We start from the raw sequence: 14,145 nt of genomic DNA, 5'->3' as shown, positions 1-14,145 counted from the left end.
TGGCTTCTTGCTATTCCTCATCTGTCGAAGCCGGTGGTGTTTTAGCGAAACAAGGAACGCAGCTCAGCCGGTGAGCGAGCCACTGCCAGCGCAGCCATTAACTTCACCCGGGCTTTGATCCCGCTGAGATTGGGGGCAAAAATGACGCCCAGTTTGCGCAAATCGTGGTATGCACCGACAAAACCAAACTCATCACCCAGTCCGCCGGCGCCGGCCCGACTGACCGCAACCACCGGAATCCGGCGCTGAATCGCTTCGCCAATAGCCGGCAACCACCACGGCGGCACCCGTCCGCTTCCCAGAGTTTCAATCACGATCCCGGCCACCTGATCGGCAATGCTGTGACGTAATTGCCGATCATCAGCACCCTGCCCGACCCGAATCAGATCGACTGGTTCAACCAGGCGCGTCGCGGCGATATACTGCCGGTTTGTCGGTCGCAACCAGATGCTGACCTGTTCACCCTCAACCCGTCCTAACGGGCCAAAAGGATCGGTAAACATTCTGCTACCCTGACTGTATTGGGTCTGTACACTCATTGCCGCATAGATGGAGTCGTCAACTACCACCAGCACCCCCAACTGAGCTGCTGCCGGTGTTGCCGCTACCGCGATTGCTGCCTGTAAACCATTGGCAGCCACTACGCCGCTGGCATTGAGGCGCGGCAGATTGGTGATGACTACCGGCGACCCATCAGGCACGAGCAGATCAAGCAGAAATGCGGTCTCTTCTAGCGTGTCGCTGCCAGAAGCGACGACTATACCATCATACGCTTCGCGCAGACTATGAATCCGCTGCGCTAACGTAAACACCTGCTGCGGCGTTAGATGACTGCCGGGGAGGTTAGCAAACTCTTCGATAGTCGCAACCAGATCGGTGCGCAGCGTCACCGGCTGGTCATCGCGGCAGCCTAAAGCGCGCCTGACCACAAGAGCGCCCCCGGTTGAGAGGATTAAAAGTTTCGGCATAGTGGTTTACGGGCGACCCAGAAGATACGCTGAGTCGTTGCTACCGGCGGTTGGAAGGTAAAGCCATCGTAACATCCCTCAATTGTCAGCCCGGCAGTGTTGATCAGCATTGCTACCTGTTCAGTCGGATAGGCGCGCTCGATGTGAATCTCATCAAACCGCTCGTAGCCGTCGTGATCATTGCCGATAAATCCGGTAAGCCACATAGTCGATGTGTCACTTACCGGGTCAAAATGAGTTTGTTCCACCTGCACATAACCCGGCTGTTCACTCAACAGGCAATGTCCCCAATCAACAGCCAGAAAGTGGCGGGTATTCATATCACCGACAAATAAGCCACCTGGCGCCAATACCTGCGCAATACCACGCAGACAGGTAGCCAGATCGTTGCCGCCGATCAGGTAATTGAGGCTATCATACGTACACGTCACCAAATCAAAGGTGTTGGCCGGCAACAGTGTGGCCACATCACGCATGTCACCCTGATACAGTTCAACTCTGGTAGACGCCTGCGCCAGTTTTGCTGCCGCCTGCGCCAGCATCGCTGCCGAGGCGTCAAGCCCGGTTACCTCCCATCCCCGCTCTGCCAGGATCGCTAACAAGGTACCTGTGCCGCAAGCGAGATCGAGCGCTCGCCGACCATCAACCGGGTGGCGTTGCAAGATCTCTTCCAGATAGATTCCGGTCAGCAAGGCAAACCGAATCTGCCCACTGCCATCATACACAGCAGCGTAACGGTTATACGTCATGAAGATATTGTACCACTCTGCCTGATCGGAAACCATAACGAGACGATAAAACCGATGATGATATGCTCGACGTTAATCAATAAGAAGAGGGCTGACAGGGTGAGCGCCTGTTCTTGTGAGTAGCCATACGCGGCCAGAGTTGCCACCAGCACGACATCGCGCACACCAACGCCGCCAATCGAGATGGGTAACGCCTGCAACACAGCGATCAAGGCCGACGAGCCGATCACAACCGGCAAGGGCACCGCGCCCAGATCGAGGGCCAGGAAGAGCAGCCACAAGCGCAAAAAAGTAAAACTGGCCGAGATAAGTGTCGCGCCACTCACAGTTGCAATCAGAGCAGGGGTCAATGTCAGGCTGTGCATCTGCTCATTCCAGTGGTCGAGGCGCGCGCGCAATCGCGGCGCGATCCTGGGCAGCGCTACGGTGAGCGCCCACGAACGCGGCCCGCGCGCGGTCAGCAACACGGTAACTACCACCAGCCCGATCCCGGACACGATGACGATTGCCTGTTGCAACTCACGACTGGGCAGCAAGCGGCCTAACGCGAAGACGCCAATCGCGCCCAAAGCAGCCATGATGATCAGATCACACAGTCGATCGAGCACTACCGAGAGCAGCGCCGGCGCAAACGGGTGGCCGCGCTCACGCAGATAAACCGCTTTGAGCAGATCGCCCGCCTGGCCGGGGGTCGTCGCGCCGTAGAACAGCCCAACGATGTAAAGCACACACGCCGTCGGCAGATCGAGCACCAGATTCATGGCGCGCATAATCTGAATCCAGCGCCACGATTTGATGATAACAAACGGCGGAAATAATGCCAGCGACCAGAGGATCGGAACAATTGCCGCCGAACGCACAATTTCCCAAAGCCTGTTAAGGTCACTGGTCGCCAGAAAGGCAATTAACAGCGCCGGCCCGATCAAGCGTAGCAACCACGAGATGACATGACGCATCACAGCGGTTACTCCTCGTCAGCGATGCGCGGCGGACGCTGGAAGCGGAGCGCGGCAACCTGTTCGGCATTGAGGCCAAACATGAAGATGATGATGCTGCCCACAAATAAGCCCACCGCCGAATTGGGAATATGGAAACGAAACGGATCGGTAATGAAGAAGCTGACCAGGAACGAGAGAAGCGCCAGCCCCTGCATCGAGAGCGCAACCGGAAAATAGACCCGCAACGGGGCAAAGAGGGAAACGATGCGCAGAATGATCAGGCCAAACCGAATCCCGTTGCGCACCAGTTTTTGCCCGCTCTGACCGCCTTGTCGTCGCTGACCGGTCACCGGTACATAGCCGACATGGTAGCCGGCCTTGAGCAGGGCGAGGGTGCTGGTGGTAGGGTATGAGTACCGGTTAGGCAGTAAATTAATAAATTCCATAATCACGTCGCGCCGCATTGCCCGGTAGCCACTAGTCAGATCGCGCACCTCGGTTTCGACCAGATAGCTGCCCAATGCATCGAGCGCCCGGTTCCCCCAGCGTCGAAAGATCGAATCGCCCTGCGTATCGCGGGTACGCGCGCCCACGACCATATCGTAACCGGCGGCAATTCCACCGAGCAGATCGGGAATGTAGCGCGGATCCATTTGACCGTCGGCATCCATCAGCAGCACTACCTCGCCGCGCGCTCGCCGGATCCCGGTCTTCACCGCTGCGCCGTTACCCCGATTGACCGGGTGTCGGATCACTCGCGCGCCAGCGGCTTGCGCTACTGCCGCCGTCTCATCGCGTGAACAGTCATCGACAACGATGATTTCAGCCGTGGGTAGTACGGTGCGCACACGTTCGATCACACTGGCAATGCCGTGCGCCTCGTTATAGGCAGGAATCACCACACTGACAGTAAACGGATAGCTACCGGTTTCCTTTAGCATCGACTGGGGCGATACTTGTATCTGTTGCATTCTTCCTTCCTTAGCGAATAGATATGCGCTGAACCATCACGCTCAGCGGGCGCGCATCGGGATTACCGGGATAGCGCTGGAAAGGCAGAAATGTCGGCGCGCGCAGCTCAATGGTCACTTCTTGCAAGCCATGCGCCTGCGCCGGCAGCGGCAACCGATACACCCGCCAGTCGCCCGGCGTGACCGTTAGATTGTAATGCTGTTCGGCGATAATGACCGTTAACGGGGTTGGCTCCGGCGCTGCCAGGCGCAGCATCAAGATTTCATCGCCGGCCAATGGTTCAGGTAATGGCAACCTGATCATACCCTGCCCTTGCAACCAGCGGAACGTAACCTCACCCGCCCGCTCACCGAAAGCGAATCCGTGCAGGTAACCAAGATCGAGATCGTTGCCCAACGTCAGCGCTGTTATTGGCGAAGGTTTCAGCCAGGCCCATGCCAGTCGCTGCACATCCTCACCGGCCCGTTCTTCGGTATCGCGCAGGTAGACCGCAGCCGTTTCCATATCTCCCTGCGCTCTGGCCAGCGCGCCGCGCACCAGATTCCCGCGATGGGTTTGATAGTCACCGATAACCTGCCATGCCTCATCGTAACGCCCCTGCGTCAGCAACCAGCGGGCAAATTCGACCTGCCCATCGGCAAAATCGGGATCAGCCGACAGCATGGCCCGCAATGCCTGCTCGGTCGCCACGACATCATTGCGCGCCAGTGCTTGCTGAGCCGCTATCCAGGCCTGCTCACGCGCCAGCCCATTGCGCATAATCTGCGGGTAGTTGCAGTAGCTGAAGATTAGCACTGCCAGACCACAGCTTACGGCCAGACCGGCCAGCACTGGCCAACCTGGTCGGCGCAGCCAGTGACTGCTATGGGCGATTGCCGCTGCGCCGTACAGCGCCAGCCAAAACCAGATCGGCAGCAAATAACGCAGTTCCACATGGATGAGCATCACCATCAGGCAGGTATACCCGATCCAGCCCAAGGCCAGCAAGCGAAACGCGCCATCACGCCAGCGTAAACAGAAGGCAACCGGCGCTGCCAGTGTGAATGCAAGCCAGATCAGATCGCCGACGATCCCGAGCAGCCAGACTTCACGCAAAGGTCGAGTAAAAAAACTCGCTTTGACCAGGAAGTCTTCGATAAACTGCGCTTTCCAGATGTGCTGAAAATGAGACCAGAAATTGCGAACGAAGCGCTCCGGTTCCGTCTGCGCAATCCGACGCAATTCAGCGCTGACAAAACGCTGACGTTCGGCCTGAGGCACAGCGAGCAAGATACCCTTTGCCTCACCTTCGCCGCGCCCTTCATGCACCGCATCGCTCATCGCAATCCAGAGATTGACCGGCCCCAGCGAATCGACCAGAATGATGTCCTGATACAACAGGTAGTTGCGGATCGTCCATGGCGCAATTGTCAGGATAAATGGCAACGAGAAGGTCACGAGCGCCGTAACAATACGCTGAAACCGCCGTTGAGTAGCCGATTGCCATGCAATCACAACAATGACGAGCGCAGCAAACAGCGCGCCATAGAGACCGGGCGATCGAGCCAGCGCCGCCAGCGCCAGCGTTATCCCGGCGCCGATCAACCAGCCAGCGCGCCGGTCATCGCGCCAGCGCACCAACATCCAGACATGGGTAACGAGCATGTAAAAGAACAGCGGTTCGCTCAGAATGAGCGCCGGTAACTCGACCATCGGTAACCAGACGGTCAGAATCAGAGCAAAGATGAAGCCAGTGCGCCGATCAAACAGACGCCGCGCCAGATCGTAGCCCAGCGGAATGAGCGCCAACGACATCACAACTTGCGCCACGCGGATGAGCGCAATGCCAATGGCCGGATCGCCGAAAATCAGCCCAATTCGCAATAATGCCGCAAAGAAAAAGATATGTCCGGGTGGACGCACCAGCCACGAATTGTCTTGATATTCGCTGGTGACGGCAAATTGCAGCGCGCGCAGATAGTAGTCACCGTCGTCGGCTGCCGAAAAGCGGGGGTCGATCTGGTTCACGGACAAAAACCAGAGCCGCAACCCAAGACCGATGATCATCAGCGCGCCCAACCAGATTGCCGGACGGCGCGCGATATGCGCAAGTTTGACGGTCTGGGAGCGATGCTTTTCGGTTGCGAGCGGGCGCGTAGATGAAGAGACCATAGTTTCCAGGTTACTAATCGCGCGCATTCCAGCCGCGGATCCGCTCTATCATAGCAGAGATTTTCGGCTTGCGCATTTCAACGAGCTGGCAGCAACACGTATAACGAGAATCGACCATCGCCAATCTGTTTCCGATCTAGTTCTGCAATTGGCGGCGGCCCCTGAGCATTGTCCCAGAGCAGGTAATCGGCCTGCAATGCCTGTAACTCGACGGATGTCACCGTCACCGGCACACGCTCATCGATCAGATGGGCAATCGCCGAATATTTGGCCAACGGCAAGCGTTCGGGTATCGCCGCCACGAGCCGCGCTCCCGGTTCTGGTAGAGTTCGTTGCACCAACGCAACCGCTGCCACTTCCTCTGCCGGCTGAGCTGCCAGCACAGCGTTAACGGCGATTGCCGGGCCAGGCGCAAGAAGCACGATCAGCGCAACCGCTGTCGATACCAGAGCGCGCGAATGATTCCATAGCCGGCTTACCATCCACGTCGCAGCTCCCGCGTATATCGGTGTCAGCGGCAGAAAGAAGCGTGGCAGGATGAAAGCTATCGCGATGACGGCTACATAGAGGCCAATCAGCGCAACCAGAGCCAGCCAGCGCCGATCAGCTTTACCGTGCCACGCCTGCCAGCCAGCCAGCGCCAACCCACCGATAGCCAGCCAGTTTGCCGGCCAACCCAGCAACCGTAACTGATCGGCCCGGCCAAATTCGCTTACATCCTCCGCGCCCGCCCCGATAAATCCGATCACATTACGGCTCCAGTTAGCCAGAAAACGGATCGGATCGCGAGCAATTACCTCGAAGAGACCGATACTATTGGGCACTTCATCCCAACGACTCCAATCGGTATTGGCATAGACTGCCAGCCAGACGTTCTTGACCTGCTGATTAAACAACGGTTGACCGGTTTGCAGCATATTGACAATCAATTGAGGCGAAGCAGCCAGGGCAAATCCCAATGCAAAACGCATCGCCGTTCGTCGATCAACCAGCCACCATAGCGTTATCGTGCCCCACAGTAACAAGAGCAATCCTGGATGCCGGATAAGGAAGGCAGCCCCTGCCAGCACTCCGGCAGCCAACGCAACCATACGATGTGAGTCAGGTCTGACGCGCAGTGTCACAGCGACAGCCAGCGTAAACAAGACCGCAAATGGCATATCACTGCCCACCAGCAAACCGTACTGCGCCACCATGCCGCTCAATGCCAGGATGATCGCAGCCAGCAGCGCCTGTCCAGGCGAGTTAAAGCAACGCGCGAGCAGATAGCCGGCGCCGATGAGCAAACCACCGCCGATCAGGGCAATCAGGCGACCGGCCAGAAAAGGATTATCATGCGTAAAAGGTCGTGTCAACCAGAGGAGCAAGGGGTAACCAAGATTGTAGAAACCATCGGCTTGAAAGATGGTCTCCAGCGTGTCGCGAGTGGCAAAAACGCGAAAATCGTTTTCAACGCCGGGCCGGGCCAGTGTAACGCGCGCCTGCATCGCCGGCCACATCAATGCCATCCAGAGCGCAATGATAGCGCCAACTAGCCACGGCGTAGCCCAACGCGGCCAGCGTTCGCTCATCGTCGGCCAGCGCCAGACCAGCCAACCGACAGCCAGACCGGCCACAGTCACCGGCGGCAGGTAGAGCAGCGGATAAGGGCTGATACGGTAGAGCAACAACCACAATCCGCCGTATCCGGCAAGCGCAACCAGTATCTGCCGGCGTGGACGACCGGCCAGTAAGGCGCCCGCCAACGCGCCGGCGCATGCAGCATACCCTAGTTGCGCCGGATAAGGCACTACCGGTGGCATTGCCACCAGTGTCACTCGATCAAGCCAGACGGGATCGCTTGCGGTCGCCGCCGAGATTTTGATAACAACATCAACAGCCTTGAACCAGCCACTCCTGATTGTAACGCTCTGCTCTACCCAATCACCGCTGGCGATCCACTGGGTTGGTGGATCATTATTGACCTGAACGAACACCGGCGTCCCAGCCGCTGCATACCAGCGTAAAGTTACCGTTGCCGGCATGCCGATTTGCGGCAGGCGCAACGCAGCTTCCGGTGTCAATCGCCGCGCGACCCCATCTGAACCGGGCAATTCCATTTCAGGTTCGGCCAACCCTTGCGCCACCGCAGCATCGTTACGCCCAATGTCAAACGTCTGCCGCGCCGGTATCTGACTGAAAAGCGTGATGATGAGCGCCGCAAAGACAGCCCAACCGAAGAGAGCGGCCAGCTTACGCGCGCCCGGCGCAGACAGGCACGCAAAGCGGGGCGCAACCGGCAGATCTGCCGGTTGCGGTGATGTTTGCGCGCGTTGTTGACGGTCTGGGGACATACCTGTATTCACCTGACACCCAGACGATCGTTTCCATCCCTACCCCTGCGGGCCACACCAGGCTTACGGTGTCGCTGTCGGCACGATTAACGGTAACGGCTCCTGCACCGGCACGTCTGCCGGTGGCGGTGAGACCAGCGCCTGATTGACCCAGCCGGCGCCACTTCCATCGGGGTTGGCAATGAACGAGTCAGGGCTATACTGATCGCCGAGTCGGATCAGGTACCACTGACCGTTGGTCGTCCGGGCGAGAAAGATGATCTCATCGCCAGCGTTGATCCGACCAATTGGCTGGTTATTGGTACCGGGAAGGGGACGGACATTTGCTACCTGTAACACAGTGCCGGTGATTACCGATGTTGCTGCCGGCAAAGCAGTTGGCTGATCGGCAACCGGTGTCGAGCGGCGGGGAGTAGCCGTAGGACGCGGCGTTGGCAAGACCAGATTCGGTAGCTCAGTCTGGCCGGGAACATACCGACCGAATTGTTCCAGCTCGTTGCGCAGCGTACCGATCACGCCAAAGGCGAGCGCAACCGACAACAAAAAGATCACACTCACAATAGACAGTTTTATCAGTTCCAGGCTCTGTGCCCAGATACTGCGCCGGCTCAGCAAATCAAGCGCGCTCTGCGCTGCGCCGGCCACCGACTCACCCCAACTCGTGCGTCCCTGATCCGAGCGAGCAACTTCGCGCAAGGCAAACAGCGCGCGCACATCACCAACCTGAGTCAATGCGCGCACTGCTCCCCAACGCACATTAGCATTCTGATGTTTCAAAGCAGCGATCAACGGCCCGGTTGCTCGACCATCGCCAATCTGAGCCAACACTTCGGTCGCGCGGTAAACGAGCAACCATGGTTGCTGCGGCCCTACCACTGCGCATAATGCCGGCACTGCCGCCGCGCCGATGGCAACCAGTGCATCAACCGCTTCAGCATGACGCGGATGGGTCGGGTTACCGAGCGCGCCGATCAATTCATCAATTTCGGTACGAGATGCAGGTCTCTCGACCGGAGTCGTCGCGCGTGGCATGCGAGGGGCAGTCAAGCGTCGCGTTGGCCTCGATGACGGTAGCGACTCAGAAGATGACTGGTTCGACTCTGGTTCGGTGGTCATCGGTCTCCGTTCTCTCTGGCGGATGGTTGCCGGCCAGGCAACCATTGCTCAAAACGTTCCACTATCAGATCAAGGAGCATCGCTGCCGCAGTTTCCTTCGATTGGCGCGGCAATTCTATTGCCTGCTCACCATCAAGGACGACCAGGGCAATCTCGGCCTGGCCGATACTGGCAACAGCGTCATTTGCAACAATTAAATGCAATCCTTTGCGTTGCAGTTTGCTGCGGGCATTAGCCAGCAAATCGCGCGTTTCGGCGGCAAACCCGACCTTGAACAGATCGTTGCGATGAGCCAGCTCTCCCACAACATCCGGATTCTGCACGAGCTGGATCGTCAAACCCTCATCGGCCTGCTTTTTGATCTTCTCAGTCGAGGGTTGGGCGGGGCGAAAATCGGCCACTGCCGCATTCATGATCAAAATGTCAGCCTGAGCGCAGGCAGCCTGCACTGCCGCTCGCATATCGAGCGCCGTCTCCACGGCTACAACATGTACCGCGCGCGGTGGTGTCAGCGCTGTTGGCCCGCTGATCAGCGTGACCGTCGCGCCAAGGTCACGCGCTCGCGCCGCCAGCGCATACCCCATCTGCCCCGACGAACGATTGCCGAGGTAACGCACCGGATCGATCGGCTCACGAGTACCACCGGCAGTTACCACCACGTGGCGACCACGCAACGGCCCGTTGTGACGACCAAGCAGCGCGCGGATCTCGGCCAGCAGATCAGCCGGTTCGGGTAATCGACCACGGCCAACGAGCGGTTCGGCCATCCGACCAAACTCTGGCTCGAGCACGCAAGCGCCCCGCGCGCGCAGGGTCGCGATATTGGCTTGCGTTGCCGGATGATCATACATGGCCGGATTCATCGCCGGCGCAATCAACAGCGGCGCGCGCGTTGCCAATACTGTCGTCGTCAACAGATCGTCACACAACCCGGCAGCCAGTCGCGCAATAGTATTGGCCGTCGCCGGCGCAATCACCACCACATCCGCCTGCATGCCAAGACTCACGTGACCGACCACACCATCTTCCGGCAATGTCCACATATCGGTCAGCACCGGTCGCCCGGTGAGGGCCTGAAATGTGGCCGCGCCGACGAATTGTTCGGCGGCTTTGGTCATAATCACATCGACGCGCGCGCCGGCCAGAGTCAGATCACGCGCCAGTTGAGCGACCTTGTAAGCGGCAATGCTTCCGCACACTCCCAGGATAACTCGTTTGCCCGCCAGCGTATCCATAAGCCTCTCACTGCTCAGGCAGACTCCCTGCGGGCGCATTGTAGCACATCTGAATGGAGGAGGTCTCACGACCGGCAGTATGCGTGACCGGCTGCCTGTCTGACAACCAACCGGTAACGAGCAATTGCCTGTAGCGACGCCAGCAGAATTGATGAGCAAATCCGATTGCGTTCCTGTCGTGAAGCGCAAGATTCACATATGTCCTCGGTTACACTCTTGCAGAACCGGCAAGCTAGTGCTACACTTCACAAAAAGCCGACTGCCAGGTCAAAAGTCCGCGCCGCTGTACTCAGGTATTCAGCCCAGAGTTACGCATGAATTGAGGCAAATAGCCTTGAATAGCTGAAGGCACTCTCCTCGAGCCAATGGAGGACTTTCGTGGAGCGTTCAGATTTACCACCTGATGTCGTAATCCGACGACTTCCCCTTTATGCGCGCAGTCTACGTTATCTGCTCGAAGAGGGCATTCACTCGGTTTCATCACAAGAACTGGGCGAGCGCATTAATGTCACAGCCGCCCAAATCCGCAAGGATCTTTCGTATTTCGGCGAGTTTGGCAAGCAAGGCATCGGCTACGATGTCGAAAAGCTCTTGCAGCACATTGAGCGGATTCTCGGTATCAACCAGCACTGGCCGGTGGCACTGGTTGGTATCGGTCTACTCGGACAGGCGATTGCGCGTTACGAAGGTTTTCGCACCGAGGGGATTGAGATTGTTGCCCTGTTTGACGCTGATCCGGCGAAGATTGGGCAGAAGATTGGTGATCTGACTGTGCAAGACTTCGCCCATGCGCGGTGGGTGATCGTCGAGAAACAGATTAAACTCGCCATCATTGCTGTGCCGGCGTTGCAAGCGCAGCGCGTCGCTGATGTCTTGATCGAATCTGGTGTGCGCGCCATTCTCAGCTATGCGCCGATGATTTTGCAAGTGCCGGAAGATGTCTGGGTCAGGTATATCGATCCGGTTGCAGTCCTCCAAAGCATGACCTACTATCTGGCTCGCGATCAGCAACTTGAGCATTGATGCCGGTACTATGAGCCGTAGCGCAGCATAATCTGGAGCAAGCCAGCGCCATACATGAAAGGGATCGGTGTGCTGGCCACACGAAAAACCAACCGATTAGGCGCGCTGGTTGCGATCATCATTGTCGGTATCGGGCTGGTTCAACCGTGGTTGAGCAGTTGGTCGACAATTGAACGGATTCAGCGCCCTGCGCTGGTCGCTCCCGCAGCCGATCACGCTTTTAGCGCCCTTGTCGCGCGCGCCAATGGCCCCTTGCTCGCCGCCTGGGATGCCCGCAATGGTATTCCCACCTTTCTTGCCCCCGCTACCGTTGATGGTCATCTTCCCTACACTCCTACCGCTGCCGAAACTGGCAACCCGCTCGCCATTGCTCGCGGTTTTCTTGACCGTGAACGCGCGCTCTTTGGTCTGCGTAGCGTCGCCGCCGAACTCCGACCGCTACCGATTGAACCTGACCATCAACGCGGTTTCAGCCATATTCGCTTCGAACAGATCGCTGCCGGCCTGCCGGTCTTTGGCCGCCAGCTTGTTGTTCACCTTGATCCGACCAACCAGATCGTGGCCGTCAATGGTCACTTCGAGCCGGGAATCGAGATCGATCCCCGGCCAGCCATTGCGCCAGCGGCGGCGCAAACTATTGCGCTCGCGCATATCTGGAGTGAACTTGACCCCGCCGAACGCCAGCGAGTGCAGTTTACGCCATTCCCTGACCGCGCGCGCCTGATGGTCTATGCGCGCGATGATGGTCACGCGATAGTTGTCTGGCAGGTGCGTGTGCTGACGACAGCGCCGCTGGGTGAATGGCTCGTTTTTGTGCATGCGCGACGGGGCAATGTGGTGCATGCGATTGACCGTCTGGCCGCCGCTAAACGCCGCCGCACCTATACCGCTAACAATACCACCCGCTTGCCCGGTCGTTTGCTCGCCGAAGAGGGTGAATTGCCGCGCGATGCCATCGCCCGCGCCGCTCACGAAGGCGCCGGCAAAGTTTACGATTACTACTTCAATACACACCAGCGTGATTCGTTCGATGGTAGAGGCGGCGCAATGGTCTCAACCGTCAGTTATGGCAGCGATCCTGAAGATGCCGAAAACGCGGCCTGGATAGGTGAACTCAAGCAGATGATCTATGGCGATGGCGGACGCCTCTTTCGCCCGCTGCCCTATAGCCTTGATGTTATCGGTCACGAATTTACCCATGGAGTGATCGATGCAACTGCGCAATTGATCTACGAGGGGCAATCGGGTGCGCTTAACGAGTCGTATGCCGATGTTTTCGCCGTGATGATTGACCGCGATGACTGGCTCATCGGTGAAGATGTCGTCAAATCGCCGCCATATCCGGTTAACCATCTGCGCAGCCTCGCTGATCCAACCCTCGGTGGTCGTTACGATGCGCGTAATCCGTTGAGTAGCATTGGGCAGCCGGCCACAATGCAAGAATACGCTAATCTGCCAAATTCCCGTCGCACAGACAACGGCGGTGTCCATATCAATAGCGGCATTCCCAATCACGCGGCGTACCTGTTGGCGCAACAGATCGGACGCGAACGGGTAGAACAGATTTACTACCGCGCCCTGACCCAATACCTTACCCCAGACAGTAATTTCGCCGATGCCGCCGCCGCTACCGCTCGCGCTGCCGCCGATCTTTATGGCCCGACTGAAGTCGAAGCCGCGCGCAAAGCGTTCGCCGCAGTCGGGATCACCAGTACGGCGATTCCCGGCGGACCGGTTACTCAACCACCGGATACGTTGCCTGAGCCATCACCACTGCCGCCTGCTGCGCAGAATATTCCGCCTGGATGCAGCGATCTGATCGTCAATGGCGGTTTTGAAGCCGATGCCGGTTGGCAACAGGTGACTAACCTGGATGCATCATTGATCGATACCGAGTTGCCGCGCAGCGGCAAGCGTAGCGCCTGGCTGGGTGGCACCGATCAAGAGAGCTTGCAGTACATCTATCAAGATGTGCGGATTCCGGCCAACGCCACCGGGGTCGAACTGCGGTATTCACGCCTCGTTCATTTCGAACTGAGCGGAATTGCCGGCCTCTTCGCCGGTGAGGCGATCTTCTCAGTTGTCATCGCCGATACCCGCGCGAATCCGTTAACCACAGTCGAGCAGATTCAGTCGAGCGATGGTGATGACAGGTGGCGTGACCGGCGCGCCGACCTGAGCCAATATGCTGGCAAAACAATCCGTTTGCTCTTTGCGGCGGAAAATCCGCGCGGTAACGTCAGCAGTATGTTTGTTGATGATGTTGCGCTGATCGCATGCACAACCGGCGCGGCGCCAACGACACCGCCGGCAAACAACGATCTTGTCTTCCTGCAAGGCACGGTTAGCGATGCCGATAGCGGACGCGGTATACGCGGCGCTCAGGTCTTCATTCTGCGACCGGGTTTAACCACCCGCCAGGCTGCCGCCGATGACACTCTCACCCCCGATGAGGTGCTGACGATGGCTGTTGCCGACGATAGCGGTGGTTTTCGCACCGAACAACCGGTTCCACGTGGGCAGAGTTACAGTGTGATCGTTGTGGCGCGTGGTTATCGCACCATCTTGTCAGATGGTGAGTTACGAATCCCGGCCACAGCCACCAATCCGTATCGACTCGATGCGCAGATGCGCCGATCTCGTCCGTAATTGATTAGAGG

The 14,145-nt window shown here is 58.2% G+C and carries 10 protein-coding genes; 2 read left to right on the top strand and 8 right to left on the bottom strand.

The annotated features are described in order from the left end of the window. Window positions 1-41: 41 nt before the first annotated feature. The 8 genes from Q0650_RS05245 to coaBC form a co-directional block, all read right to left on the bottom strand. The gene (locus Q0650_RS05245) at window positions 42-968 is read right to left on the bottom strand and encodes an asparaginase (RefSeq protein ID WP_298816624.1); all 927 of its coding nucleotides are present in this window, start codon (window positions 966-968) and stop codon (window positions 42-44) included. Further along, on the bottom strand, window positions 953-1,717 hold the full coding sequence (locus Q0650_RS05240; RefSeq protein ID WP_298816622.1) for a class I SAM-dependent methyltransferase: 765 nt from the start codon (window positions 1,715-1,717) through the stop codon (window positions 953-955). Before Q0650_RS05240 ends, Q0650_RS05245 begins: the two co-directional genes overlap by 16 nt. Next, window positions 1,714-2,673 carry a lysylphosphatidylglycerol synthase transmembrane domain-containing protein gene (locus Q0650_RS05235; protein WP_298816689.1) on the bottom strand — a complete coding sequence of 320 codons (960 nt, stop codon included), beginning with the start codon at window positions 2,671-2,673 and terminating at the stop codon, window positions 1,714-1,716. Before Q0650_RS05235 ends, Q0650_RS05240 begins: the two co-directional genes overlap by 4 nt. An 8-nt stretch (window positions 2,674-2,681) precedes the next feature. After that, window positions 2,682-3,626, bottom strand: coding sequence for a glycosyltransferase family 2 protein (locus tag Q0650_RS05230; RefSeq protein WP_298816620.1), 945 nt, complete (start codon window positions 3,624-3,626; stop codon window positions 2,682-2,684). A 10-nt stretch (window positions 3,627-3,636) separates the two neighbouring features. After that, the gene (locus tag Q0650_RS05225) at window positions 3,637-5,778 is read right to left on the bottom strand and encodes a glycosyltransferase family 39 protein (protein WP_298816618.1); all 2,142 of its coding nucleotides are present in this window, start codon (window positions 5,776-5,778) and stop codon (window positions 3,637-3,639) included. A 77-nt stretch (window positions 5,779-5,855) separates the two neighbouring features. Then, window positions 5,856-8,111: a glycosyltransferase family 39 protein gene (locus Q0650_RS05220; protein ID WP_298816616.1), complete on the bottom strand. Its 2,256-nt coding sequence runs from the start codon at window positions 8,109-8,111 to the stop codon at window positions 5,856-5,858. Window positions 8,112-8,174: 63 nt separating this feature from the next. Continuing rightward, a complete protein-coding gene (locus Q0650_RS05215; protein WP_298816614.1) occupies window positions 8,175-9,227 on the bottom strand; it encodes an SH3 domain-containing protein in 1,053 nt (350 codons plus the stop codon). After that, complete coding sequence (coaBC, locus tag Q0650_RS05210) at window positions 9,224-10,462, bottom strand: bifunctional phosphopantothenoylcysteine decarboxylase/phosphopantothenate--cysteine ligase CoaBC (protein ID WP_298816612.1); 1,239 nt, start codon at window positions 10,460-10,462, stop codon at window positions 9,224-9,226. The genes Q0650_RS05215 and coaBC overlap by 4 nt, the downstream gene beginning before the upstream one ends. Window positions 10,463-10,840: 378 nt before the next feature. On the opposite strand from coaBC, the gene Q0650_RS05205 reads away from it, so the two are divergent. Continuing rightward, window positions 10,841-11,485, top strand: coding sequence for a redox-sensing transcriptional repressor Rex (locus Q0650_RS05205; protein ID WP_298816610.1), 645 nt, complete (start codon window positions 10,841-10,843; stop codon window positions 11,483-11,485). A gap of 69 nt (window positions 11,486-11,554) precedes the next feature. Further along, window positions 11,555-14,134, top strand: a complete 2,580-nt coding sequence (locus Q0650_RS05200) for a M4 family metallopeptidase (RefSeq protein WP_298816608.1) — start codon at window positions 11,555-11,557, stop codon at window positions 14,132-14,134. The last annotated feature ends 11 nt before the right edge of the window (window positions 14,135-14,145 follow it).

It is taken from the genome of uncultured Chloroflexus sp. (assembly GCF_937129525.1).
In the GTDB taxonomy this organism is placed as follows: Bacteria; Chloroflexota; Chloroflexia; order Chloroflexales; family Chloroflexaceae; genus Chloroflexus.
This window is presented reverse-complemented; position numbering and strand designations above follow the sequence as displayed.

Bases quoted from the DNA above. Each gene is read 5' to 3' on its own strand.
- Q0650_RS05240 (WP_298816622.1), bottom strand. From the start codon at position 1,717: ATGACGTATAACCGTTACGCTGCTGTGTATGATGGCAGTGGGCAGATT.
- Q0650_RS05245 (WP_298816624.1), bottom strand. From the start codon at position 968: ATGCCGAAACTTTTAATCCTCTCAACCGGGGGCGCTCTTGTGGTCAGG.
- Q0650_RS05220 (WP_298816616.1), bottom strand. From the start codon at position 8,111: ATGTCCCCAGACCGTCAACAACGCGCGCAAACATCACCGCAACCGGCA.
- Q0650_RS05230 (WP_298816620.1), bottom strand. From the start codon at position 3,626: ATGCAACAGATACAAGTATCGCCCCAGTCGATGCTAAAGGAAACCGGT.
- Q0650_RS05225 (WP_298816618.1), bottom strand. From the start codon at position 5,778: ATGGTCTCTTCATCTACGCGCCCGCTCGCAACCGAAAAGCATCGCTCC.
- Q0650_RS05215 (WP_298816614.1), bottom strand. From the start codon at position 9,227: ATGACCACCGAACCAGAGTCGAACCAGTCATCTTCTGAGTCGCTACCG.
- Q0650_RS05235 (WP_298816689.1), bottom strand. From the start codon at position 2,673: ATGCGTCATGTCATCTCGTGGTTGCTACGCTTGATCGGGCCGGCGCTG.
- coaBC (WP_298816612.1), bottom strand. From the start codon at position 10,462: ATGGATACGCTGGCGGGCAAACGAGTTATCCTGGGAGTGTGCGGAAGC.